Origin of the sequence: Janthinobacterium sp. GMG1 (assembly GCF_034427795.1) — a bacterium.
GTDB lineage: Bacteria > Pseudomonadota > Gammaproteobacteria > Burkholderiales > Burkholderiaceae_D > Janthinobacterium.
Genome location: NZ_JAXQNT010000002.1, coordinates 258481 through 281196 on the forward strand (window position 1 = coordinate 258481; position 22716 = coordinate 281196).

The 22716-nt window shown below is 62.6% G+C and carries 22 protein-coding genes; 12 read left to right on the forward strand and 10 right to left on the reverse strand.

Features of this window, described 5'->3' with window-relative positions:
- Window positions 1-47: 47 nt before the first annotated feature.
- Complete coding sequence (locus tag SJI03_RS06160; RefSeq protein ID WP_046681910.1) at window positions 48-737, reverse strand: response regulator transcription factor; 690 nt, start codon at window positions 735-737, stop codon at window positions 48-50.
- Between the two features lie 168 nt (window positions 738-905).
- On the opposite strand from SJI03_RS06160, the gene SJI03_RS06165 reads away from it, so the two are divergent.
- Window positions 906-1409 carry a hypothetical protein gene (locus SJI03_RS06165; RefSeq protein ID WP_099377769.1) on the forward strand — a complete coding sequence of 168 codons (504 nt, stop codon included), beginning with the start codon at window positions 906-908 and terminating at the stop codon, window positions 1407-1409.
- 3 nt (window positions 1410-1412) lie between these two features.
- On the opposite strand, the gene minE is transcribed toward SJI03_RS06165, so the two are convergent.
- The 4 genes from minE to SJI03_RS06185 form a co-directional block, all read right to left on the reverse strand.
- Window positions 1413-1664 (reverse strand): cell division topological specificity factor MinE, encoded by a 252-nt coding sequence (gene minE / locus SJI03_RS06170; RefSeq protein WP_034752886.1) that lies wholly within the window; start codon window positions 1662-1664, stop codon window positions 1413-1415.
- Window position 1665: 1 nt separating this feature from the next.
- On the reverse strand, window positions 1666-2481 hold the full coding sequence (gene minD / locus SJI03_RS06175) for a septum site-determining protein MinD (protein WP_034783730.1): 816 nt from the start codon (window positions 2479-2481) through the stop codon (window positions 1666-1668).
- 37 nt (window positions 2482-2518) lie between these two features.
- Window positions 2519-3268, reverse strand: coding sequence for a septum site-determining protein MinC (gene minC, locus SJI03_RS06180; RefSeq protein ID WP_035828495.1), 750 nt, complete (start codon window positions 3266-3268; stop codon window positions 2519-2521).
- Window positions 3269-3496: 228 nt separating this feature from the next.
- On the reverse strand, window positions 3497-5386 hold the full coding sequence (locus tag SJI03_RS06185) for a 5-methyltetrahydropteroyltriglutamate--homocysteine S-methyltransferase (RefSeq protein WP_322426572.1): 1890 nt from the start codon (window positions 5384-5386) through the stop codon (window positions 3497-3499).
- A gap of 118 nt (window positions 5387-5504) precedes the next feature.
- Between SJI03_RS06185 and SJI03_RS06190 the strand changes: the two genes are divergently transcribed.
- The 5 genes from SJI03_RS06190 (at window position 5505) to SJI03_RS06210 (ending at window position 10936) form a co-directional block, all read left to right on the forward strand.
- Window positions 5505-6413, forward strand: a complete 909-nt coding sequence (locus tag SJI03_RS06190; RefSeq protein ID WP_099377771.1) for a LysR family transcriptional regulator — start codon at window positions 5505-5507, stop codon at window positions 6411-6413.
- A 129-nt stretch (window positions 6414-6542) separates the two neighbouring features.
- The gene (locus SJI03_RS06195) at window positions 6543-7028 is read left to right on the forward strand and encodes a phasin family protein (RefSeq protein ID WP_099377772.1); all 486 of its coding nucleotides are present in this window, start codon (window positions 6543-6545) and stop codon (window positions 7026-7028) included.
- A 213-nt stretch (window positions 7029-7241) separates the two neighbouring features.
- The gene (locus SJI03_RS06200; protein WP_034783723.1) at window positions 7242-8420 is read left to right on the forward strand and encodes an acetyl-CoA C-acetyltransferase; all 1179 of its coding nucleotides are present in this window, start codon (window positions 7242-7244) and stop codon (window positions 8418-8420) included.
- A gap of 211 nt (window positions 8421-8631) precedes the next feature.
- On the forward strand, window positions 8632-9372 hold the full coding sequence (phbB, locus tag SJI03_RS06205; RefSeq protein WP_099377910.1) for an acetoacetyl-CoA reductase: 741 nt from the start codon (window positions 8632-8634) through the stop codon (window positions 9370-9372).
- Window positions 9373-9490: 118 nt separating this feature from the next.
- Window positions 9491-10936 carry a hypothetical protein gene (locus SJI03_RS06210; protein WP_322426573.1) on the forward strand — a complete coding sequence of 482 codons (1446 nt, stop codon included), beginning with the start codon at window positions 9491-9493 and terminating at the stop codon, window positions 10934-10936.
- Here the strand turns inward: SJI03_RS06210 and SJI03_RS06215 are convergent.
- The gene (locus SJI03_RS06215) at window positions 10873-11493 is read right to left on the reverse strand and encodes a LysE family translocator (protein ID WP_322426574.1); all 621 of its coding nucleotides are present in this window, start codon (window positions 11491-11493) and stop codon (window positions 10873-10875) included. The two genes, SJI03_RS06210 and SJI03_RS06215, sit on opposite strands and share 64 nt — an antisense overlap.
- A gap of 153 nt (window positions 11494-11646) precedes the next feature.
- On the opposite strand from SJI03_RS06215, the gene SJI03_RS06220 reads away from it, so the two are divergent.
- From SJI03_RS06220 to SJI03_RS06235, 4 genes are all read left to right on the forward strand, one after another.
- Window positions 11647-12129 (forward strand): Lrp/AsnC family transcriptional regulator, encoded by a 483-nt coding sequence (locus tag SJI03_RS06220; protein ID WP_034752896.1) that lies wholly within the window; start codon window positions 11647-11649, stop codon window positions 12127-12129.
- A gap of 78 nt (window positions 12130-12207) precedes the next feature.
- Window positions 12208-13164 carry a prolyl aminopeptidase gene (pip, locus tag SJI03_RS06225; protein WP_322426575.1) on the forward strand — a complete coding sequence of 319 codons (957 nt, stop codon included), beginning with the start codon at window positions 12208-12210 and terminating at the stop codon, window positions 13162-13164.
- Between the two features lie 112 nt (window positions 13165-13276).
- The gene (locus SJI03_RS06230) at window positions 13277-13717 is read left to right on the forward strand and encodes a DUF2721 domain-containing protein (protein WP_035823621.1); all 441 of its coding nucleotides are present in this window, start codon (window positions 13277-13279) and stop codon (window positions 13715-13717) included.
- Window positions 13718-13759: 42 nt separating this feature from the next.
- Window positions 13760-14215, forward strand: coding sequence for a hypothetical protein (locus SJI03_RS06235; protein WP_099377775.1), 456 nt, complete (start codon window positions 13760-13762; stop codon window positions 14213-14215).
- Window positions 14216-14217: 2 nt separating this feature from the next.
- Here the strand turns inward: SJI03_RS06235 and SJI03_RS06240 are convergent, their stop codons facing one another.
- Window positions 14218-14799 carry an SRPBCC family protein gene (locus SJI03_RS06240; RefSeq protein WP_233516116.1) on the reverse strand — a complete coding sequence of 194 codons (582 nt, stop codon included), beginning with the start codon at window positions 14797-14799 and terminating at the stop codon, window positions 14218-14220.
- A gap of 160 nt (window positions 14800-14959) precedes the next feature.
- Between SJI03_RS06240 and SJI03_RS06245 the strand changes: the two genes are divergently transcribed.
- The gene (locus SJI03_RS06245; RefSeq protein ID WP_099377777.1) at window positions 14960-17005 is read left to right on the forward strand and encodes an NADPH-dependent 2,4-dienoyl-CoA reductase; all 2046 of its coding nucleotides are present in this window, start codon (window positions 14960-14962) and stop codon (window positions 17003-17005) included.
- A gap of 57 nt (window positions 17006-17062) precedes the next feature.
- Here SJI03_RS06245 and ybaL read toward each other — a convergent pair whose 3' ends face one another.
- The 3 genes from ybaL to SJI03_RS06260 all read right to left on the reverse strand — a co-directional run bounded on the left by ybaL (window position 17063) and on the right by SJI03_RS06260 (window position 21724).
- Complete coding sequence (gene ybaL, locus SJI03_RS06250; RefSeq protein ID WP_099377778.1) at window positions 17063-18775, reverse strand: YbaL family putative K(+) efflux transporter; 1713 nt, start codon at window positions 18773-18775, stop codon at window positions 17063-17065.
- 209 nt (window positions 18776-18984) lie between these two features.
- Complete coding sequence (locus tag SJI03_RS06255) at window positions 18985-20106, reverse strand: beta-ketoacyl-ACP synthase III (RefSeq protein ID WP_322426576.1); 1122 nt, start codon at window positions 20104-20106, stop codon at window positions 18985-18987.
- A 175-nt stretch (window positions 20107-20281) separates the two neighbouring features.
- The gene (locus SJI03_RS06260; protein WP_099377780.1) at window positions 20282-21724 is read right to left on the reverse strand and encodes a S41 family peptidase; all 1443 of its coding nucleotides are present in this window, start codon (window positions 21722-21724) and stop codon (window positions 20282-20284) included.
- A gap of 324 nt (window positions 21725-22048) precedes the next feature.
- Between SJI03_RS06260 and SJI03_RS06265 the strand changes: the two genes are divergently transcribed.
- On the forward strand, window positions 22049-22642 hold the full coding sequence (locus SJI03_RS06265; protein WP_322426577.1) for a hypothetical protein: 594 nt from the start codon (window positions 22049-22051) through the stop codon (window positions 22640-22642).
- Window positions 22643-22716: the final 74 nt, after the last annotated feature.

Consider the following 22716-nt stretch of genomic DNA (forward strand, 5'->3'; position numbering starts at 1 on the left):
TAGCGCTTTGTGCCCGCGCTTTGAGCAGGTCAGCCGTTTGCCGCCGTTCAGCCCCCCAGTTTTTCCAGGCGATAACCGTAGCTGTAGACGGGCACCAGGCGGTAGCCGTGTTCCGGTTTCAGCTGCAGCTTGTTGCGCACGCGCGAGACGTGGGTATCCATGGTGCGCGAGGGCAGGGCCGTATCGCGTTGCCACACGGCTTCGTGGATGTAGGCGCGCGACAGGGGACGGCCCAGATTGCGGAAAAACAGCAGCGCCAGGGCGAATTCCTTGTGCGTCACGTCCAGTACTTCGCCATCGCGCAACAGGCGGCCGGGGCGGGTTTCAAACGTGTAATGACCGAATTGCAAGTACTCGGCGCCATTCTGGGCCGGGTAGGCCACGCGCAGCAGCGCCTGGGTACGCAAGGTCAGTTCGCTGCGGCGCAGGGGCTTGATCATGTAGTCGTCGGCGCCGGCCGTCATGCCCGCCACCACGTCGTCTTCGCCGGAACTGTTGGTCATAAACAACACGGGTGCCTTGGGTGCCAGTTTTTCCCGGGCACGGCGCAAGACTTCGGCACCGTCCAGATCGCTCACATGCCAGTCGAGGATGAGCATGTCGCAACTGTCCTTGCGCAGTTGCCCCAGCATTTCCTTGCCACTCTGAAACTCGTGGCAAGCGTGGCCGGCGGCGGTGAGCACCTGGCAGATCAGTTCTGCCTGGCTATGGTCGCTATCGAGTACGGCAATTCGCATAATGGGCTGGAGTGTGTAGCAACAAACAGACGGTCCGCTCTGCTTATCGTAATGTTAAGGAATGCTCAAGTGAAATATAACAGAGATTGCAACTGTGTCCAGTGAAATCGGCAGCGCAGGCCTTTACGTTACACTTGTTCATCTACCCTTACTCGCGGAGAAACGGCCATGCCAGACAAGAGTACTACCGATTGGACCCTGATACCGGGCAACCATGCGGACATCGAGCAAGTGCGCGAGCGTTGCCGGCGCCTGGTGCAGCGGCGTGCCATGATGTCGGCGGGCGCCTCGGCCATCCCCATTCCCGGCATCGACCTGATGTCCGACGTGGGCCTGTTTTCCATGCTGATCAATGATATCAACCACGAATTCGGTCTCACGCCCGAGCAGATCGAGCGGTTGAACCCGCAGTTCAAGATGATGGCCTACCGCGCGGCGGTGGGCATGGGTGGCATGCTGGTGGGAAAGCTGGTGTCGCGCGAACTGATCCTCCACCTGCTCAAGCGCAGTGGCGTCAAGATTGCCACCAAGCAGGTGGCGCGCTTCGTGCCGTTCGCCGGCCAGGCGGTGGCGGCAGCCATTGGCTACGCCGTGTTTCGCCAGATCGGCAACCAGCACGTGAACGCCTGCGCCGCGGTGGCGCAGGAATTGCTCACGGTCAGGCCGGATTAACGCTTACGCGTCCGGCAGCACCACATTGACGTCGAGCACCTCCAGGTTGCCCTGGCGGTCCAGCGAGATCTTGATGTCGTCGGCATTCACCTTGGTGTACTTGGAAATGACGGCGATCAATTCCTTGTGCAGGGCGGGCAGGAAGTCCGGACCATCGCGTCCGCTGCGTTCGCGGGCGATGATGATCTGCAGGCGTTCCTTGGCCGCGGTGGCCGTCTTCGGCTTGGGGGGGAACAGGAAAGAAAGCAAGGCCATATCACTTCGCCCCAAAAATGCGCTGGAGTAATCCAGGCTTTTCATAGTTGGTAAAGCGCAACTCGACATCTTCGCCGAGGAAACGCGAGACCACGTCTTCATAGGCTTGCGCCACGTCCGTGCCCGTGAAGTGGATGGCCGGATTGCCCTGGTTCGAGGCAGCCAGCACTTGCTCCGATTCCGGAATGATGCCCACCAGCGGGATGCGCAGGATTTCCTGCACGTCCTGATAGGACAGCATTTCATCCGATTCCACGCGTTTCGGCGAGTAGCGGGTGATCAGCAAATGTTCCTTGACGGGCTCGCCGCCCGTCTGCGCGCGGCGCGACTTGGCTTGCAGGATGCCGAGGATGCGGTCCGAATCGCGCACCGACGACACTTCCGGGTTGGTGACGATGATGGCTTCGTCGGCGAAAGTCAGCGCCATCAGCGCGCCATGCTCGATGCCGGCCGGCGAATCGCAGATGATGAACTCGAAACCCATGTTGATCAGGTCATTCAACACGCGTTCCACGCCTTCTTCCGACAAGGCATCCTTGTCGCGCGTTTGCGAGGCGGGCAGGATGAACAGGTTGTCGCAGTGCTTGTCCTTGATCAAGGCCTGGTTCAGCGTGGCCTCTTTGTTGATCACATTGATCAGGTCGTAGACGACGCGGCGTTCGCAACCCATGATCAGGTCGAGGTTACGCAGGCCCACGTCGAAGTCGAGCACGGCTGTCTTGTGGCCGCGCATGGCCAGGCCAGTGGAAAAACTGGCGCTAGAGGTCGTCTTGCCGACACCGCCCTTGCCGGACGTCACAACAATAATTCTTGCCACAAATAATCCTTTTCAGATATCTCTTGAATTGTGCAGCTTAAGAGCGGTTCACGGGAGTGACCGGATTGACAGAGTGTATATCGATTCTGTCGCCAGCCAAACGAATTTGCGCGGGTCCGCGCGCCATTTCTGCGGGGAAACCATCCTCGAACGTGCGGTACACGCCGGCGATCGAGACCAGTTCCGGTTCCATGGCCAGCGCGAAGATGCGGGCCTGGGCATTGCCCGAGGCGCCGGCCAGCGCGCGACCGTACAGCGAGGAATATACGTGGATGCTGCCATCGGCGATGATTTCGGCGCCATTGTTGACGACGGCGGTGATGATCAGGTCGCAGCCGCGCGCATAAATGCGCTGGCCGGCCCGCACGGGGGTGTCGATCACCATCACCTGGGCGTCGGCGCCGGACTGGGCGGCGGCAGTGGGCGTATCCTTGGGACCATCCTTGGGCGGCGCATCGTCGCGCGTCTTGCCGCTGTCAAGGCTCAAGCCTTGCGCCAGGATGGCGTCATGCATGTCGGCCGGCGCATTGCGCACGGCCACGGCATTCAAACGGTATTTTTTCAGCAAGGCCACGAGGGCGGCCCAGTCGATGGGCACGCTGCCGGGCGGCAAGGCCGCCACGTCCAGCACGGCCAGGTCGTCCTCGAAAAAGTCGGCCACGCCTCCCGTCATGTCGCGCAAGGCGGCATCGAGTGCCTGCGTATCGGCGCTATGCAGAATGGCGGAGACAGCAACGACGGTGGAAATCTTGATTTCGATAGGCTTCTGCGACGGGCTTTTGGACATAAACATTTATCAAAGTGAAACTGCGGCAGGCCAGATGTTCCGTACGGCAACAATGGGAGCAGTAAATTTCTTGCATTCTACTGCAAAAAAATCAGCATCAGGGGCCTGGCGCGTGCTATTCCGCAGGGCAACACCTACTTCATGTCAAAAAAAACGGACGGCGCCCCGGAAAACCGGGGCGCCGCCCTGAAAGCAGCCGAGAATGCGCCCTGACGGCGCTGTCCTGGATCAAGCTGCGCGCATCTGCCGCGCCGCCGCGACCATATTCTTTAAAGCCGCCTCCGTTTCCGCCCAGCCCCGCGTCTTCAGGCCGCAGTCCGGGTTGACCCATAACTGGGCTGGTGGAATGACGGCGATGCGGAAGGCGCGCGTGGCCCAGTCCAGGTAGGCGTCCCACTGGCCGCGGCGCAGCGGCAAGCCTTCGCGCATGGCCGGCTCGTCGATCTGGATGATGCCGATGCCAGCCGTTTCCAGATCCTGGACTTCATCGCGGATGGCCAGGGCCAGCTGCAGCGCCGTGGCGGCGCGCGGCTGGTCGTCGCGCACGAACGACCATTGCAAGATCGTCACCGGGCCCGTCAGCATGCCCTTCATCGGTTTATTGGTCAGGCTTTGCGCGTGCACCGTCCAGGCCACCGTCATGGCGGCCGGGCGCTGCACGTCGCCGTAAATGACGGGCGGTTTCACACAGCGCGAGCCGTACGATTGCACCCAGCCGTGGCGCGTGAAGATAAAACCGTCCAGTTGCTCGCCAAAGTAGTCGACCATGTCGTTGCGTTCCGCCTCGCCATGCACGAGCACGTCCAGGCCCAGCGCTTCCTGGCGTCCCACAGCGTGGGCGATTTCGGCGCGCATCTGTGCTTCATACTCGGCGGATCCAAGTTCGCCCCGCTTATGGCTGGCGCGGCGACCGGTGATAGCGAGGCGGGAAGTGGCCAATGCGGCCAGCGCGGCGTCATCGGGACGGCCTGCGAGCGCGCCCTTGAGGACGGCGATTTCGGACAGTTTTTCCGTGGCGAACGCCAGCCAGCTCTGGATGTCACCATCGAGCTCCGTCTCGGCCGCCAGGCTGAACGGCACGTGCAGCAGGGAGCACGACGGCGCCAGCCACAGGTGGCCGTTGCGTTTGGCCGCCAGCGGCTGCAGCACGGCCAGGGCAGCGTCGAGGTCGGTGCGACAGATATTGCGCCCGTCGACGATACCGACCGACAAGACTTTATGCGCGGGCAGCCAATCCGTCACGCTGATCAATTCATGCGGCGCGCGGATGCCGTCCACATGCAGGCCGGCCACGGGCAGGCGGCACGTCAGGCTGAGGTTTTCTTCCAGCGGCGAGAAATACGTGGCCAGCAGGATATTTATACCCACCTGGTTCAGCTGCCAGTAGGCGCTTTCGAAGGCACTGCGCCAGGCACCAGGCAAGTCCAGGCCCAGGATCGGCTCGTCGAGCTGCACCCATGCCACGCCTTGCTGTTTCAGGCGGTCGAGCAGGGCGCCGTAGACGGGCAGCAATTGTTCCAGCAGGGCCAGACGGTCGAAGCCTGACTCGTCCGGCGTCTTTTCCTTGCCCAGCCAGAGGAAGGTGAGGGGGCCGATCAGGGCCGCCTTGACCTGGTGACCGAGCGCCTGCGCTTCGGCCACTTCCGCCAGCAGGCGCTCGCCAGCGAGAGAAAATCGGGTCTGCGGCGACAATTCGGGCACCAGGTAATGGTAATTGGTGTCGAACCACTTGGTCATTTCCAGCGCGGCAGTGCCGGCAGCGTTGCCATGGTGCGCGTGGCCGCAGTCCGCATGCTCCGCATACGTTGCTTCACCGCGCGCCATCGTGAAATAGCGCGCCAGGGGCGATTGCTCCGGCGTGAAGTTGAAACGCGCCGGTTCGCAGCCCAGCAGCTGGATATGGTTGGCGACCTGGTCATACAAGGCGAAGTCGCCCACGGTGACGTAATCGAGCCCGGCGTCCCTTTGCAATGCCCAGTGGCGCGCGCGTAGTTGCTGGCCCGTCGCTTCCAGCGCTGCCTCGGACAGCTCGCCGCGCCAGTGGCTTTCCAGCGCCAATGTCAGCTCGCGCGCGGCGCCGATACGGGGAAAGCCAAGGATATGGGTGTGCACGGTCATGATGTCATCGAGATTTAATGTGAATGCGCTAGAGTGTGCGGCAACTTGATCTATAATCAAAACGAAACATTTTACCGAATAACATGAAAATAATTCACGCACAGAATCCATTTCCCCGATGCTAGAAATCCGTCACCTGCGCACCTTGAGTGCCCTGCGTTCGTCCGGCAGCCTGGTGCGCGCCGCGCAGCTGCTCAACCTGACCCAGTCGGCCCTGTCGCACCAGATCCGTTTGCTCGAAGAGCGCTACAAGGCGCCCCTGTTCGAGCGCAAGTCGATGCCGATCGCGTTTACGGCCACGGGCAGCCGGTTGCTGGAGCTGGCCGACAAGCTGCTGCCCGAGATCGAGCTGGCCGAGCGCGACGTGGCGCGCCTGTCGCAGGGCGACAAGGGGCAGTTGCGCGTGGCGCTCGAATGCCATACCTGTTTCGATTGGCTCATGCCCGTGATGGATGCGTTCCGCCAGCGCTGGCCGGAAGTGGAGATCGATCTTGTCTCCGGCTTTCACAGCGAACCGGCGGACTTGCTGCGTTCGGGCGAGGCGGACCTCGTGATCGGTTCGCCGTATGGCCCCGATTTCACCGTGTTTCCCCTGTTCCGCTTTGAAATGCTGGTGGTGATGGCGCAGAAGCACCGGCTGCAGGCGCAGCGCCGGCTGGTGGCGGCCGACTTTACGGGCGAGACCCTGATTACCTATCCGGTGCCGGAAGAACGCATCGACCTGATCCGCGAAGTGCTGCGGCCCGCCGGCATCCAGTTTGAACGTCGCACGGCCGAATTGACGGTCGCCGTGCTGCAGCTGGTGGCGAGCCGGCGCGGCATTGCCGCCTTGCCGAACTGGGCCATCAAGAATTACGTCGATTACGATTATGTGGTGGCGCGCCCTGTGGGCGAGCACGGCTTGTGGAGCGATTTGTACGTGTCCGTGCCGGACCACCTGCAGGACAAGGCGTATGTGCGCGATTTCGTCGGCGTGATACGCGAGCAGTGCGCGGCCTCGCTCGACGGTATCAAGTTGTTGTCCTGATCAACGTTGAATTGGAAACAAACCAACAGCAAAGCTTGATAAATATCAAGGTTCAGCAATGAACCACCGCTTACAGTTGAGCACTGTGCGGCGCAACATGGCGCTGCCTACTCTTTGGGGAGGAACACTATGTTTTCATTTTCCGAGCAATGGGCACTGGCCGGCAAGGCCGTGGTGGAAGCACAATTGATCAGCGCGCAAGCGTATGCCCAGGCCGCCGTCGACAGCGGCGCCAGCGTCCTGGAATTGCAGCTCGATGCGGCCCGCGCGGCGCTGGCGGCCGCTACGGTAGCGGGCAATCAGCTGCTGTCCGCGAAGGATACGCAAGCGCTGCTGCAACTGTCGCGCACGCAGTCGCAACTGGCCATCGAACGCATCGGTGCATATAACCGTCAGGCAAAGGATGTTGCTCAGGAAACCCAGGAGAAATTCGATACTGTGACAAAGGGTGAGTTTGCTGCATCGCGTCAAAAAATTGACGAGCTGTTGCAGGTGGTAAAGCAAACGCCCGTGCCCCTGATTATTCCCTTCAATAATTTTCTAAAAACCACTTTCGGCGGCGCCGATGAAGGGTATGATAAAAATAAAAATACGCGTCCTGCTCGCCAGGCCTGAGCGTGTTGCGGCCCGGCAGCGGCTATCCGCCGCGCCAGGCCGCCCGCCGCCACCGCAAGCAGGCTGTCATCGCCGCCGCCTGCGGTGCGGCGCTGGAACTGCGGCGCATGCCGCGCTAGAATGAAACACAGCTTGCTGTGTCTTCCCGGATTCTCATTGGATTGTATTAACACCTTGACCTTGGCCCTCGTGGCCTGCTTATCGGAGAAATAAATGGATGATGTCGTAATCGTGGCCGCCGGCCGTACCGCAGTCGGCAAATTCGGTGGCAGTCTGGCCAAGATTCCTGCGTCCGAATTGGGCGCGCATGTAATCAAGGGCTTGCTGGCACAAACCGGCATCGACCCGAACCTGATCGGCGAAGCGATCCTGGGCCAGGTACTGACGGCCGCCGTCGGCCAGAACGCCGCGCGCCAGGCCGTCATCAAGGCTGGCCTGCCTAGCTCCATCCCGGCATTTACCATCAACAAGGTATGCGGCAGCGGCCTGAAGGCCACGCACCTGGCGGCGCAAGCGATCAAGTGCGGCGACGCCAACATCATCATCGCCGGCGGCCAGGAAAACATGAGCGCTTCGCCGCACGCGATGAACGGCTCGCGCGACGGTTTCCGCATGGGCGACTTCAAGATGATCGACACCATGATCGTCGACGGCCTGTGGGACGTGTACAACCAGTATCACATGGGCATCACGGCGGAAAACGTCGCCAAGAAATACGAAGTGACGCGCGCCGAGCAGGATGAGTTCGCGCTGCAATCGCAACTGAAGGCGGAAGCGGCGCAAAAGGCGGGCAAGTTCAAGGATGAAATCCTGCCGCTGGAAATCGCCAACAAAAAAGGCACCGTCGTCTTCGACAGCGATGAATACATCAAGCCTGGTTCGACCCTGGAATCGCTGGCCGGCCTGCGTCCCGCGTTCGCCAAGGACGGTACTGTTACCGCCGGCAACGCCTCGGGCCTGAACGATGGCGCCGCCGCCGTGATCATGATGTCGGCTTCGCAAGCGAAGGAACTGGGCTTGAAGCCGCTGGCGCGCATCAAGGCCTACGCATCGTCGGGCCTGGACCCGGCCGTCATGGGCATGGGCCCCGTCTCCGCATCGCGTCTGTGCCTGAAAAAAGCCGGCTGGACGCATGAAGAGCTGGACCTGATGGAAATCAACGAAGCGTTTGCCGCGCAAGCGATTGCCGTCAACAAGGAAATGGGCTGGGATACCAGCAAGATCAACGTGAACGGCGGCGCGATTGCCATCGGCCACCCGATCGGCGCCTCCGGCGCGCGCATCCTGGTCACCCTGATCCACGAAATGATCCGCCGCGACGCCAAGAAAGGCCTGGCTGCCTTGTGCATCGGTGGCGGCATGGGCGTTGCCCTCGCGATCGAACGCGATTAAGTAGCTTGCACCGCACCCAAGCTACTGCGCGGCGCGCTTTGCGGCCTGCGATGCTCACCGTGCTAGAGCACGGTTGCGCTTCTTAGCCACAAATCATCGCCGCTCGCTACGCTTGGGTGCGATGCGGTACGCCGCCGTCATGCAGCGGTTTTGGACTGCTTTATTTAAATAATTAACTTTTTAGCAACAGAACGACACTGAGGGGATGAAAATGGCAAGAGTTGCATTGGTAACTGGTGGCATGGGTGGTCTGGGCGAAGCGGTGTGTTTCAAGTTGGCCGCGCTCGGCTATCGCGTGGTGACCACATATTCCCCAGGCAATCCGAAGGTCGCTGACTGGCTGGCGACGACGAAGGACATGGGCTATGACTTCAAGGCATATCCGTGCGACGTGGCCGACTACGATTCGGCGGCCGCCTGCGTGGCTGCCGTGGAAAAGGACATCGGTCCTGTCGACGTGCTGGTGAATAACGCCGGCATCACGCGCGACATGACGTTCAAGAAGATGGACAAGCCGAACTGGGATGCCGTGATGGGCACCAACCTCGACTCCGTCTTCAACATGACCAAGCCTGTCTGCGACGGCATGGTGGAACGCGGCTGGGGCCGCATCATCAATATCTCGTCCGTGAATGGCCAGAAGGGCGCCTTCGGCCAGACCAACTATTCGGCCGCGAAAGCCGGCATGCATGGTTTCACCAAGTCGCTGGCGCTGGAAGTGGCGCGCAAGAACGTCACCGTCAACACCATCTCGCCAGGCTACATCGGCACCAAGATGGTCATGGCGATTCCGCAGGAAGTGCTCGACAGCAAAATCATCCCGCAAATTCCGATGGCGCGCCTGGGCAAGCCGGAAGAAGTGGCCGGCCTGGTGGCTTACCTGGCTTCCGATGAAGCGGCGTTCGTCACGGGCGCCAACATCTCGATCAACGGCGGCCAGCACATGTCGTAATCGTTGTTGAGGTAAAACAGAAAAGACAGCTGCGGCTGTCTTTTTTTATGCTTGCCAGCAAAACAAGGAGATCGCCGGATTTGCCTTAGAATCAGTATTTCTCCAATGCATCATCTCCATGACCCTTGTTCCTGTCTTGCGCCGCGCCAGCGTGGCCGCCATCCTTTTCCTGGGCGCCAGCGTGGCCCAGGCCAGCGTCGCCTTCCACGTCACGGTGACTACCGAGCGCGTCAACCAGCCTGGCGTGAAAACCAGCTTGCCCGCGCGCGCTATGCAGGAAAGCGATGTCGTGCTGGGGCCTCATTACCTGAGCGTGCGTGATGGCAAGAGCCTGTCCGTGCTCGACTTTGCCACGCGCCGCCGCCACCTGATCGATCTGGCGGCATCCACCTACGATAACTATTCGCTGTTCGACGTGGCGGGCTTTCGCCGCATCGAGATCGCGCACCGCCAGGGCATGGCCGGCGCGCTCCAGGCTGGCGGCTTGCAGGCTCACGTCACGCCGCCCGTGTATGAAGAGCAAGCGCTGTCCGTGCCGGCGGCCAGGCGGCGCAATGCGCTGGCGCCGCACGTGCTCGACGGTGCCGTGCTGTGGTCGCTCGACGGACAGCCTCTGCTGCGCCTGGGCATAGCAGGCAGCCCCGTCAGCGGTGACGAGGCCACGGCGTTTGCCCAGTACCTGCGCTACACCTGGGGTGGCCACCCGCTGGTGCTGAAGATGCTGGCCGGCGGCAAGCGCCATCCTGCCGACTTCACCTTGCACTACCAGGAGGTGGGCGGCACGGTGACGCGGCATTTCCGCATCAGCCGGCTTGTCATGGATGCGCCCGCCACATATTCCCTGGCCGCCTACCGGCCCCGTCCGCTGGAGGCCGATGCGTCCCCGCTCGAGCGCGTGCTGGCGCAGGCGGCGCGCTTGCCGCCGCTGGGACCCCAGGCGCCCCAGGCACATCTCGCGCTGCGGGCCGAAGCGGAAAAGCTCTTTGCCGCGGAAAAGCCCTTCGAGGCTTTCTTGACCATGCTGGAAGACCATTTTTCCACGGGCGAACTGGTCGACAAGCTGTCGCCCCAGCAGATACGGGCCATGCAGGAATGCGAACCCATCCACGATGTGACGCGGGGGCTGCTGGCCAAGGACCAGGAGGGCATCGCGGCCGCGCTGGCTACCGTGCAGGAATTGAGGAAGCAAACGGGGCTGGAGCAGCCCGTATTGGCCTTGTTCGAGGGAAATTTGCGTGCCAAGCTGGGGCAGTGGCCGGCAGCGACCACGCTGTATTTGCAAGTGCTGCAGGCAAAACCGCATATGGCCGCCGTGTACCAGGACCTGGGCGACGCCTTGCTGGCGCAATTCGATGCGCCGAACGCCTGGCGCAGCTGGGATGCGGGGCGTGCCATGGCACCGTCGCTGCGGCAATTTCGCAAGGTCGACGATTTGGAGCGCAGCCTGCTGCACGATTACCCCGCCTTCTTTGCCGAAGGCACGACGCTTCCGCCTGAAGGTCAGCCCAGCACCAGCCGTCCGGCCAGCAAGACGAAGACGGTGGGCAGCACGAACTTGCCGTAAGGCGAGGGTTTACCACGCAGGCGGCGCGCCAGGCGCGCGGCCAGCACGGCGTACAGGGCATCGAACAGCAGGCCCACCAGCACCAGCACGGCACCCAGGCGCAGGTATTGCATGCCGACCTGCTCGCTGCCGACGACGAATTGCGGCAGGAACATGCTGCAAAACAACAGTGCCTTCGGATTGAGCAGATTCGTCAGGAAGCCGCGCACCAGGCTGGCGCGGGCGCCATGCGCCGTGGCGGGGGCAGCTGCTCCCTGTGCCGTTTTGCTCGACAGGGCCGACTGCAGCAGGCGCAGCGCCAGGTACAGCAGGTAGGCGGCGCCCGCCCATTTGACCCACTGCAAGGCTTGCGGATGCGTCACCATCAATGCCGCCAGGCCCGCGCCCGACAGTGCGACGTGCACGGCGCGCGCGCCGGCAATGCCCACGGCCGTCACCAGCGCCGTGGCCACGCCGCGCGCGGCGCCCGTCGCCAGCACCAGCGCCATGTCGGGACCCGGTAATAAAAAGGCGCCAGCCAGTGCCAGCAGGTACATCAGGAAGGTAGAATCGGACATGGCTCGGTCGAAAAGAAAGCGGGAGCATGCGCACGGTGCGGCCTGCTCGCCGGGATCCCATTATGTTCTTGCTGTGATGAAATGTGCTTGCTTTTCCTGCCTCGCATGCCCTAGTATTAGGGTAGATTCCACTCTTATAAAAATAAAAATTAGATGAAAATTTCAGAAGTTAGCCTCGACGCCACCGATTTACAGATACTCAGGCTGTTGCAGGATGAAGGACGGCTGTCGAATGCGCGCCTGGCCGAGCGCTTGAAACTGAGCGAAACCCCCGTCTGGCGCCGTTTGCGCCGCCTGGAAGAGGAAGGTTTTATTACCGGCTACCAGGCTTTGCTCAACCGCAAGAAGCTGGGCATCGGCCTGGTGGCGTTTGTGCGCGTCGTGTTTGCCAACCATGGCGGCGAACAGCCGTCGCAGTTCGAGCAAGCCATCGCGACGATTCCCGAGATATTGTCGTGCCACAATGTGGCGGGCGAAGCCGATTATTTCCTGCAAGTGGTGGCGCGCGACCTGGAAGCGTATGGCGAATTCGTCTCGACCGTGCTGCGCCGCCTGCCTGGCGTGGCGGAAATCCAGTCCAGCCTGTCGATGCGCGAAATCAAGTCGTCGAACCGCCTGCCCTTGCTGCTGGCCTGAGGCGCTGGCGGCGCACTATAATTGGAACAGTTGCCAGGACGCGTGCCTGGCGCCCTGACTGCCATTCTAAGGACCGCCATGCCCGATTCTTTGTCCCCCCTGTTTCCCGTCCTGTCGCCGAACCGGCACGGCATGCTGGCGGTCGATGACATCCACACCATTTACTGGGAAGAGTGCGGCAATCCCGACGGCATTCCCGTGCTGTTCCTGCATGGCGGCCCGGGCGCGGGCCTGTCGCCGCAGCATCGCCGCTTTTTTGACCCGCAGCGCTACCGCGTGATCCTGTTCGACCAGCGCGGCGCCGGCAAGTCCACGCCGCTGGGCGAATGGCGCAACAACACGACGCAGCTGCTGATCGCCGATATCGAACGCTTGCGCGCCCAGTTCGGCATCGCCCAATGGCTGGTGTTTGGCGGCTCGTGGGGCTCGACCCTGGCCCTGGCGTATGGCCAGGCGCATCCGGCAGCGTGCCTCGGTTTCGTGCTGCGCGGCATTTTTCTGTGCACGCAAGCGGAAATCGACTGGTTCATCGAGGGTGTGCGCTGGTTTTATCCGGAACTGTATGAAGAATTCGCCGCGCCTATTCCAGCCGAGGAACGGGGCGACTTGCTGGCGGCTTACGTGAAACGCATCCTCAGCAGTGATCCCGCCGTGTACTGGCCGGCCGCGCGCGCCTGGAGCCGCTTCGAAGGGCGCCGCGTGTACCTGATGCCGCAGCCGGAAGATGCGCCGAACGATGCGCTGGACCTGGGCGTGGGCCGGCTCGAATCGCACTACATGGCCAATCTCGGTTTCTTCGAGGAAGACCAGCTGATCCGCAACATGGGGCGTATCGCGCATTTGCCGGCCGTCATCGTGCAGGGACGCTATGACGCCATCTGCCCGCCGCTGTCGGCCTACCGCCTGCAGCAAGCCTGGCCCGGTGCACAGCTGGAAATGATCCCCGACGCGGGCCATGGCGCGCTCGAGCACGGCATCGCTTCGGCGCTGGTGCGCGCCACCGAGCGCTTCGTGCCGGGGCGCGGCTTCGCATGACGCCAGATCACGCCGGTTGGCAAAGCGGCCAGCCGGCGTGCGCCACCTGCTACACTATGGCCTGTGCTGGCGCCAAGGTCGGGCGCCGGTGTGAACCCACGACTTTTTATCCATGAACATACAGATCGGCGACATCGGCCATATCATCCAGCTGGCGATTGCGCCGGTTTTCCTGTTGACCGGTATCGGCACCATGCTGGTGGTGCTGACCAACCGCCTGGGTCGTATCATCGACCGTACGCGCGTGCTGGAAGACCGGCTCGACATCGGCTACAACGATTTCTATATGGATGAGCTCGATACCTTGTATCAGCGTACCCATCTGATCAATTATTCGATTTCGCTGAGCACGGCGTGCGGTTTCTTCGTCTGCGTCATCATCGCCATGCTGTTTTTGGGCGATATTCTGAACCTGACCCTGGACAAATACATCGCGGCCTTCTTTGTGCTGGCCGTGATTTGCCTGATCGGCTGTTTTATTTATTTACTGCGCGAAATTTATCTGGCCGCGACGGCTCAGCGCATCCGGCGCCATATCCGCCCGCCACGGTAAGCGGCGCGCCGGTTTACCCTACTATTGAAGAACGAGTCCAGCATGCACGATTACAAACGTCCCCCCACCCTGCACCGCTACGGCCAGCGCAGCGAACTCGAGCTGGCGCTGAGCCTGGGCCAGTTCCGCCTGATGCCTGCGGGAAATTGTTTGACCCTGAGTTTTTCGCAAGTGTGGGACAAGCAACTGTTCGACCTGTTCGCCCCGGCCGACGCCTGTCTGATCATCCACAATACGGAAGAATTCGGCGAACGCCTGCACCGCGCCGTGCAGCGCACCTTGCCCAGCTGGGCAGGCATCGATGGCGTCGTTGAGTATGGCCAGCGCGCCGCCCTGGGCGCCGCTTTCACCAAGACGCGCGCCGAAGCAGCCGAGCAGGAATGGCTGTTCGCCTGGCGCTCGATGCAGCCGCAGGCCAGCCTGAATCCCGTCACGGTCAAGCTGGGCAGCCTGGAAAACTTCGCGGAAATCCGCGACCGCGACACGTATCTGGCGTAATTTTAGCCCGATTTATCCGCGTACTGGCTGTCGATGCGAGCCAATACTGCCGCCATCATGCGTTCGATATCACCGCGTATCATGGTCGTGCCCAGCATGCCGGGCACATAGAAGCCTGGCATCAGCCGGCTGGAAAAGACGATGCGCGTGCCACCCGTCTCGGGGATGGGATACAAATTCCAGCGCGATTCGTAGTGCCGCATGTCGCCGGAGATCAGGGCGATGTCGATGGCCGTGAACGGCGTTTCCGTGGCCCGCACCACCAGGTGGATGGGGTGGTTCATGAACAGGAAGCGCGCCATGCCCTGCTGCTCGATGATGACTTCATTGCCGTTGCGCGACAGCACGCGGCAGGAACTGAGGTCGGGCACGAATTCGCTCATGCGCTCGTAGGTGGTCAGGGTCTTCCACACGGACGCCGGCGGCGCCTGCACGCTGCCGCTGGCATCGACTTCATACATGCGCTGCCCGTCGACCTCGATGCGCTTGACGTCGACCTTCAGCTTGTCCAGGCGTATCGCCTGTGCCAGCGCGGTCGCGGGGACGGCGCACAGCATCAGCAGGCAAAGGAAGAGTCGCGTCATGCACCTAGCCTACGGGAAACTTGCGCCCGGCACAAGCTGTACGCATCGCCGGCCCGTGCGCCGGGCGATTTAGAACTCCCGGTCTAGAGAAATACACTGCGGCGATCGGCAATGCTTGCTACCGTACGGCCTGCATACCACCTCTACCGGACCGATCACCATGACTGCCTATCCCCACCTGCTGGCCCCGCTTGACCTGGGCTTTACCTCTTTGCGCAACCGCGTCATCATGGGGTCCATGCATACGGGCCTGGAAGACCGATTTTATCATTATGGCAAGCTGGCCGCGTTTTACCGCGAACGGGCGCGCGGCGGCGTGGGGCTGATCGTCACGGGCGGCATCTCGCCGAACCGCCAGGGCTGGCTGCTGCCGTTCGGCGGCACGCTCAATTTCCTCGGCGACGTGCCGAACCACCGCAAGGTGACGCGCGCCGTGCACGAAGAGGGCGGCAAGATCGTCATGCAGATCCTGCATGCGGGCCGCTATGGCTATCAGCCATTCGTCGTTTCGGCGTCGGCCAAGAAATCGCCGATTTCGCCGTTCCGTCCCCGTCCCCTGAGCGAGCGGGGCATCGAGCGCACCATCTGCGACTACGTGCGCTGCGCGCGCCTGGCACAAAAGGCGGGCTATGACGGCATCGAAGTGATGGGCAGCGAAGGATATTTGCTGAACCAGTTCCTGTGCGCGCGCACGAATCTGCGCCAGGACCGCTGGGGCGGCACGATCGAGAACCGCATGCGCCTGCCCGTGGACATCGTGCGCCGCATCCGCGCCGCCGTCGGCCCCAACTTCATCATCATGTACCGTCATTCCCTGCTCGACCTGGTCGAGGGCGGCAACACCTGGGAGGACGTGGTAACGGTGGCCAAGGCGCTGGAGCAGGCCGGCGTGACCATTCTGAATACCGGCTTCGGCTGGCACGAGGCGAGGGTGCCCACCATCGTCACCTCGGTGCCGCGCGCCGCCTTCGCTTCCGTGGCGGGCCGATTGCGCCGCGAAGTGACGATTCCCGTGGTGGCGTCGAACCGCATCAACATGCCGCACGAAGCCAATGCCATCCTGGAGCGGGGCGACTGCGACCTGGTGTCGATGGCGCGCCCCTTCCTGGCCGACCCCGACTTTGTCGCCAAGGCCGCTTCCGGCCGCGCCGACGAGATCAACACCTGCATCGGCTGCAATCAGGCGTGCCTGGACCATACCTTTGCCAACAAGCGTGCCAGCTGCCTCGTCAACCCGCGCGCCTGCCATGAAACGGAACTCGTGTACGCGAAAAAGGCCGTGCCGCGCCGGGTGGCCGTCGTCGGCGCTGGCCCGGCCGGCTTGTCCGCCGCCTGCGTGGCCGCCGAATGCGGGCACGCGGTGACCCTGTTCGACAGCAGCGACAGCGTGGGCGGCCAGTTCAAGGTGGCCATGCAAATTCCCGGCAAGGAAGAATTCACGGAAACCATCCGCTATTTTGCGCGCCGGCTGGCACTGCTGGACGTCAAGCTGCGCCTGGGCCAGCGCGTCACGCGCGAGCAGTTGCTGGCCGGCGGCTATGACGACGTCATCGTCGCCACCGGCATCAAGGTGCGCCTGCCGGCCATTCCCGGCATCGACCACCCGAAGGTGCTGTCGTACCTGGATGTGCTGCAAGCCAAGAAACCCGTGGGCGCGCGCGTGGCCATCATCGGCGCGGGCGGCATCGGCTTCGACGTGGGAGAGTATTTATTGCACGACCCGGCGCATCCGCTGCCGCAGCCCGTGGCGACGTGGGCGGGCGAGTGGGGCGTGGACTTGAACGCGGCCACCGGCGGCGGCCTGGTGCCGCCCGTCGCGCCCGATCCCGTGCGGCAAATCTTCCTGTTGCAGCGCAAGACGTCGAAAGTGGGCGCGGGGCTGGGCAAGACGTCGGGCTGGGTGCACCGCGCGGCGCTGGCGAGAAATGGCGTGGCCATGCTGGCTGGCGTGAGCTACGACAAGATCGACGAGCAGGGCTTGCACATCACCGTGGGCGGCGAGCAGCGCCTGCTGGCGGTGGACAACGTGGTCATCTGCGCCGGCCAGGACAGCCTGACGGAACTCATGCCGCCCGCCGACAAGGATGGCAAGCCCCTGGCCACTGGCGGTCCGCGCTTCCACAAGATTGGCGGCGCCGCGCTGGCGGCGGAACTCGACGCCAAGCGGGCGATACGGGAAGGGGCGGAGCTGGCCGCCAGCCTGTAAAAAGAAAGCCTGCCGGCTGGGTAGCGGGCAGGCTTGCTGGATGGAAAGGGTGCCGGCTTAATGCCCGCCATGCCCTTTCTTCGCCGCATCAAAACTCTGCAGCACGTGTTCGGCCATGCCATTGGCCAGCTCGTGCTCGCCAATAAATACCTTGCCCGCGTTTTCCGCGCGCAGCAATTCCGCCTCTTCCTCGCTATGCGTGCGCACCACCGTCATGATGCTCGGATTCAGCGCGCGCGCCGTCTCGATCATGGCGCGCACGTGGAAGGTGTCCGGCGTGGCGATGACGAGCATGGTGGCGTGCGTGATGTGCGCCTGGATCAGCACGGCCGGTTCGCCCGCATTGCCGGCCACGGCCGGGATGCCCTGCTTGCGCAGCTGGTCGACGATTTCGCGGTTTTCCTCGGCCACGACGAAGTGGATGCCCCGTTCCATCAGGGCGGCGGCGATGCGCCGGCCCACGCGGCCATAGCCGACCAGAACGATCTGGCCCGACAGTTTTTCCTGCGGCACCGTCATCGGCAGCTCGGCCAGCGGGTCCGTGGTGCGTTCGAACTTGCGCGCGAAATCGCTGTTGCTCATCACGCGCAGCAGCGGCTTGGCCATGCTGAAGACGAGCGGGTTGAGGGCGATGGAAAGGATGGCGCCGGCCAGGATCAGGCTTTGGCCTTCCTGCGGCATCAGGCCCAGGGAGAGGCCCAGCGCGGCCAGGATGAATGAGAATTCACCGATCTGCGCCAGGCTGGCCGAGACGATGATGGCCGTTTTCGGCGGATAGCGCAGCGCCATCACGAGCAAAAAGGCGGCAATCGACTTGCCGAAGATAATGATGGCGCACACGGCCAGCACTTGCAGGGGCTTGTCGATGAGGATATTCGGCTCGAACAGCATGCCGACGGAAACGAAGAACAGCACGGCAAACGCGTCGCGCAGCGGCAGCGACTCTTCCGCGGCGCGGTGGCTCAGTTCGGATTCGCGCAGCACCATGCCGGCGAAGAAGGCGCCCAGCGCGAACGACACGCCGAACAGCTTGGTCGAAGCGTAGGCGATGCCGACGGCGGCGGCGATCACGCACAGGGTGAACAGCTCGCGCGAGCCGGTGCGCGCCACTTGCCACAGGATCCACGGGAACAGCTTGCGGCCGACTACCAGCATGAAGACGATGAAACCGGCTACTTGCCCCAGCGTAATGGCCAGGGTTTGCCACAGGCTGACGGCCTCGGCATCCGGCGCGACCTTGCCGCCCAGCACGCCGGCAAACGCCGGCAGCAGCACGAGGACCAGCACGGTGACGAGGTCTTCCACCACCAGCCAGCCGACGGCGATGCGCCCATTCAGGGAGTCGAGGATGCCCCGTTCTTCCAGCGCGCGCAGCAGCACCACGGTACTGGCCACGGACAGGGCCAGGCCGAAGATCAGTCCGCCACCGAGGGTCCAGCCCCACCAGTGGGCCAGGCCCATGCCCATCGCCGTGGCGACACCGATCTGCAGGATGGCGCCGGGCAGCGCGATCTTGCGCACGTCCCACAAGTCTTCGATGGAAAAGTGCAGGCCGACACCGAACATCATCAGCATCACCCCGATTTCCGCCAATTGTCCCGCTATTTCTGCATCCGCCACAAAACCGGGCGTGGCCGGTCCGATGATGATGCCGGCGGCCAGATAGCCGACCAGGGCCGGCAGTTTCAGGCGCGCGGCGATGAAGCCGAAGATGAGGCCGAACCCGAGGGCGGCGGCGATGGTGGTGATCAGGCTGATGTCATGGGGCATGCGTGTGGGGTTCCTTATGGGGACGTGCGGGTAGAAAAAGATGTTGCTCAGCGACCAAGTATAAACGCATCAAAGCCCCTGCCGGAAAATTTCCTGCGGCTTTAATGCAAAAAACCTGTGCTATATCTTCGTCCAGGTGGCCACGAACGCATGTCATCCACCTCGAACATCGCCTAATTCAGGAGTCAGGCGATGTTACACCCATGCGCTCAGAGCTTGCGCACGACCACGCAGCCGATGGAATAGCCGGCGCCGAACGAGCAGATGACGCCCGTGGCGCCCGCCGCCATGTCATCCTGATATTTATGGAAGGCGATGATGGAACCGGCCGACGAGGTGTTGGCGTAGGTGTCGAGGATCACGGGCGCTTCGTTGGCTTCCGCGTCGCGGCCCAGGATCAGGCGCGCGATCAGCAGGTTCATGTTCAGGTTAGCCTGGTGCAGCCAGTAGCGGGAGACTTGCGCCACTTCCACGCCGGCCTTGGCCAGGGTGGCCTTGATCATCTCGGCGGCCATCGGGCACACTTCCTTGAAGACCTTGCGGCCTTGCTGGCGGAATAATTTATCGGCCTTGCCCACGCCGGATTCGTCAAAACGGTTGAGGAAGCCGAAATTGTTGCGGATGGCATTCGAGAAGCGCGTTTTCAGTTCCGTGCCGATGATCTCGAACTGGTGCGTAGAGACGGCCGTGTCTTTCGCTTCCACGATGATGGCCGTGCAGGCGTCGCCGAAAATAAAATGGCTGTCGCGGTCGCGCCAGTTCAGGTGGCCGCTGGTGATTTCGGGATTCAGCACCAGCACGGCGCGTGCCTGGCCGCTTTGCACGGCGGCCACGGCTTGCTGGATGCCGAAGGTGGCGGACGAGCACGCCACGTTCATGTCAAAACCATAACCATCGATGCCCAGCGCATCCTGCACTTCCACGGCCATGGCCGGGTAGGCGCGCTGCATGTTGCTGCAAGCGACCAGTACCATGTCGATATCGGCCGGCGTGCGGCCGGCGCGGGCCAGCGCATCGCGCGCGGCGGCGACGGCCATTTCCGCCTGCAGGGACAGCTCGTCATCGCCCCGCTCCGCAATGCGCGAGACCATGCGCGCCGGATCGAGGATGCCTTCCTTTTCCATCACGAAGCGCGACTTGATGCCGGACGCCTTTTCGATGAAGGCCACGCTCGACAGGTCCAGCGCCGTCACTGTGCCCGCGGCGATCGCGTCGGCGTTGTCGGCATTGAATTTTTCCGCGTAGGCATTGAAGCAGGTGACCAGCTCTTCGTTGGAGATCGAAAATGGCGGCGTGTACAGTCCGGTACCGCTGATGACGACTTGTTTCATGGTTAAACTTTCAAATTTGGCAATCGACGTGGCGCCGATAAGTGAAGCAAATTTTACACAAACAGGCTCGACTGTAGAGAGTTTCGTGTTGCGGGGCAGGGGAAGTGTGGCGGAAGATTGATTTTTGTCGCGTGGACGGCTGACCGGAGGGCATGGCGCCCCCCGTCAGTACTGCTTACTTTTTCTGTTCTTTCTTGACGTCGGCTTGCACCACCACCGGTTCGGCCTTGGCCAGTTGCACCGGCAAACCCTTCAGGTGGTTCAGCGCCTGGTGCAATTGGAAATCGTCCTTGCTGCCAAATTCCAGCGGCTTGCGGGTCTTTTCCAGGGCGATGATGCGCAATTGCTCTTCCATCTCGTCGTTGACGGGGGCCGCCTTGGTGCTTTCCTTGTCGCGGTCGTTGCTCAGGTGCTTGGTCAGGTCCGCTTCGCGGATGCGCAAGCCGTTGAGGCCGTCGCCGTCCGCATTTTCATCGACCAGCAAATCGGGCACGATGCCCTTGGCCTGGATCGAGCGGCCGTTCGGCGTGTAGTAGCGTGCCGTCGTCAGCTTGACGGCCGTGTCGGCGGTCAACTGGCGGATGGTTTGCACGGAACCCTTGCCGAAGGTTTGCGTGCCGATGATGGTGGCGCGCTTGTAATCCTGCAGGGCGCCGGCGACGATTTCCGAGGCCGAAGCCGAACCCGTGTTGACGAGCACCACCAGCGGCACTTTCTTGATGGCGGCTGGCAATTTCGCCAGGGCATCGCCTTCCGAGCGGAAAGTATAGTATTCGGCGCGGCCGTAGAACACCTGTTTCGAGTCCGGCAGCTGGCCATTCGTCGAGACGATGGCCGCGTCCTTCGGCAGGAAGGCGGCCGACACGCCGATGGCGCCCTGCAGCACGCCGCCCGGATCGTTGCGCAGGTCCAGCACCATGCCTTTGAGGTTCGGGTCTTGCTGGTAGAGCGCCGTGATCTGCGCGGCCATGTCGTCGACGGTGGGTTCCTGGAATTGCGACACGCGCAGCCAGGCATAGCCCGGCTCGACGATCTTCGCCTTCACGCTCTTTTGATGGATTTCCTCGCGCGTGATGGTGAAGGCCAGCGGCTGCGGTTCATCCTTGCGGGCAATCGTCAGCGACACCTTGGTGCCCGGCTCGCCGCGCATGCGCTTGACGTTGTCGTCCAGGCTCACGCCTTTCACGGGCTGGCCGTCGAGGCGGGTAATCAGATCGCCGGCCTTGATGCCGGCGCGGTAGGCGGGCGAATCCTCGATGGGCGAGACGATCTTGATGTAGCCGTCTTCGCTGAGGCCAATTTCAATGCCCAGGCCGACGAACTTGCCTTCGGAACCTTCGCGCAGCTCGGCGTAGGCTTTCTTGTCGAGGTAGGCGGAATGGGGGTCGAGCGAGGCAACCATGCCGGAAATGGCGTCTTCCAGCAGTTTCTTGTCTTCGACGGGTTCCACGTAATCGGACTTGATCAGGCCAAACACATCGGCCAGCTGGCGCAACTCTTCCAGCGGCAGGGGCGGCTCGACGGTTTTTTGCGCCATGGCGGAAAATTGCAGCGACACGGCGACGCCGGCCACCACGCCCAGGCCGATCAAGCCGGTATTTTTGAGTTTGCCCATCATTGCACCTTTGCAGCTAGCGTGTCTTGCACAAGCGCCAGTCCCCGTGGAGCGGCGCTTTGTTGAAAGTATAGACCTGAATCTCTGCCGGCGTGGGCCGGTCGTGGAAAAAGCGTGCCTGGGCCCAGTCTACGTGCGAAAACGGGGCGGTCAGCTTGCCATATGTTGCGGTTTTGTATGCGATGTATAGTTACTCTTGAGGGGAGTAAGCATTTGTAAGAGTCGAAAAAAAGCGTGTGCCGCGGCCCTATAGTGGACTCGCATTCTCGACCCGAAGTGGTTTTGCCTGCGTCTGCGGACGCAGGCTTTTTTTTATCCGGAGCCCCCATGACCTCGTTGACCTTTCTCCCCGCCGTGCGCCGTTTCGGCCTGGCCTTGCTGCTGGGTGCGACCGCCTTGACCGCCTCGGCCGTGCCGATTGCCGACATGCGCCTGGAAGACTTGTTGCCCATGGCGCCCGATTTCAAGACGGAATTGAAGCTCAATGCGAATCAAAGCACCTTGTGGCAACAGGTGGAAGGGAAATCGCGCCAACTGTTGCGCGAACGCAAGGCGCGCCGCGAACGCCTGCAAGCGGCGGTGACGCAGGGTTTGCAAACGCCCCGGCTGGAGTTGCGCGACTTGCTCGCCGGCCTGGACACGGAAAGCACGCAGAGCCTGGCCGAAGAAAAGCAGCTGCGCGAATGGTGGCTGAGCGTCAACGATGCCCTCGACGAGAACCAGCGCCAGATGGTGGCCCAGTTCATCGCCGGCCAGATGGCGCGCGTGATGGACGCCGCCGCGCCCCGCAGCGAGTCGCGCGGCGCGCCCGGTGGCGAGCACGGCGGGCGCAAGGGCGGCAAGGGGGGAATGGGCGGCATGGGCGGTGCGGGCGTGAGCATGGGCAGCGGCGGCGCCGGCATGACGTTGCCCGGTAACTGAGGAGCAGTCCGGGGGGCAAGGATGGTCAAAGGGCATGGTCGCGTGCTACATTCCTGCAGCGCCTGGCGCGGCAG

What these genes read in the sequence shown, in the direction of transcription:
- SJI03_RS06160 (WP_046681910.1), bottom strand. Translation starts at nt 737, where the DNA reads ATGCGAATTGCCGTACTCGATAGCGACCATAGCCAGGCAGAACTGATC.
- SJI03_RS06165 (WP_099377769.1), top strand. Translation starts at nt 906, where the DNA reads ATGCCAGACAAGAGTACTACCGATTGGACCCTGATACCGGGCAACCAT.
- minE (WP_034752886.1), bottom strand. Translation starts at nt 1,664, where the DNA reads ATGGCCTTGCTTTCTTTCCTGTTCCCCCCCAAGCCGAAGACGGCCACC.
- minC (WP_035828495.1), bottom strand. Translation starts at nt 3,268, where the DNA reads ATGTCCAAAAGCCCGTCGCAGAAGCCTATCGAAATCAAGATTTCCACC.
- SJI03_RS06185 (WP_322426572.1), bottom strand. Translation starts at nt 5,386, where the DNA reads ATGACCGTGCACACCCATATCCTTGGCTTTCCCCGTATCGGCGCCGCG.
- SJI03_RS06190 (WP_099377771.1), top strand. Translation starts at nt 5,505, where the DNA reads ATGCTAGAAATCCGTCACCTGCGCACCTTGAGTGCCCTGCGTTCGTCC.
- SJI03_RS06195 (WP_099377772.1), top strand. Translation starts at nt 6,543, where the DNA reads ATGTTTTCATTTTCCGAGCAATGGGCACTGGCCGGCAAGGCCGTGGTG.
- SJI03_RS06200 (WP_034783723.1), top strand. Translation starts at nt 7,242, where the DNA reads ATGGATGATGTCGTAATCGTGGCCGCCGGCCGTACCGCAGTCGGCAAA.
- phbB (WP_099377910.1), top strand. Translation starts at nt 8,632, where the DNA reads ATGGCAAGAGTTGCATTGGTAACTGGTGGCATGGGTGGTCTGGGCGAA.
- SJI03_RS06210 (WP_322426573.1), top strand. Translation starts at nt 9,491, where the DNA reads ATGACCCTTGTTCCTGTCTTGCGCCGCGCCAGCGTGGCCGCCATCCTT.
- SJI03_RS06215 (WP_322426574.1), bottom strand. Translation starts at nt 11,493, where the DNA reads ATGTCCGATTCTACCTTCCTGATGTACCTGCTGGCACTGGCTGGCGCC.
- SJI03_RS06220 (WP_034752896.1), top strand. Translation starts at nt 11,647, where the DNA reads ATGAAAATTTCAGAAGTTAGCCTCGACGCCACCGATTTACAGATACTC.
- pip (WP_322426575.1), top strand. Translation starts at nt 12,208, where the DNA reads ATGCCCGATTCTTTGTCCCCCCTGTTTCCCGTCCTGTCGCCGAACCGG.
- SJI03_RS06230 (WP_035823621.1), top strand. Translation starts at nt 13,277, where the DNA reads ATGAACATACAGATCGGCGACATCGGCCATATCATCCAGCTGGCGATT.
- SJI03_RS06235 (WP_099377775.1), top strand. Translation starts at nt 13,760, where the DNA reads ATGCACGATTACAAACGTCCCCCCACCCTGCACCGCTACGGCCAGCGC.
- SJI03_RS06240 (WP_233516116.1), bottom strand. Translation starts at nt 14,799, where the DNA reads ATGACGCGACTCTTCCTTTGCCTGCTGATGCTGTGCGCCGTCCCCGCG.
- SJI03_RS06245 (WP_099377777.1), top strand. Translation starts at nt 14,960, where the DNA reads ATGACTGCCTATCCCCACCTGCTGGCCCCGCTTGACCTGGGCTTTACC.
- ybaL (WP_099377778.1), bottom strand. Translation starts at nt 18,775, where the DNA reads ATGCCCCATGACATCAGCCTGATCACCACCATCGCCGCCGCCCTCGGG.
- SJI03_RS06255 (WP_322426576.1), bottom strand. Translation starts at nt 20,106, where the DNA reads ATGAAACAAGTCGTCATCAGCGGTACCGGACTGTACACGCCGCCATTT.
- SJI03_RS06260 (WP_099377780.1), bottom strand. Translation starts at nt 21,724, where the DNA reads ATGATGGGCAAACTCAAAAATACCGGCTTGATCGGCCTGGGCGTGGTG.
- SJI03_RS06265 (WP_322426577.1), top strand. Translation starts at nt 22,049, where the DNA reads ATGACCTCGTTGACCTTTCTCCCCGCCGTGCGCCGTTTCGGCCTGGCC.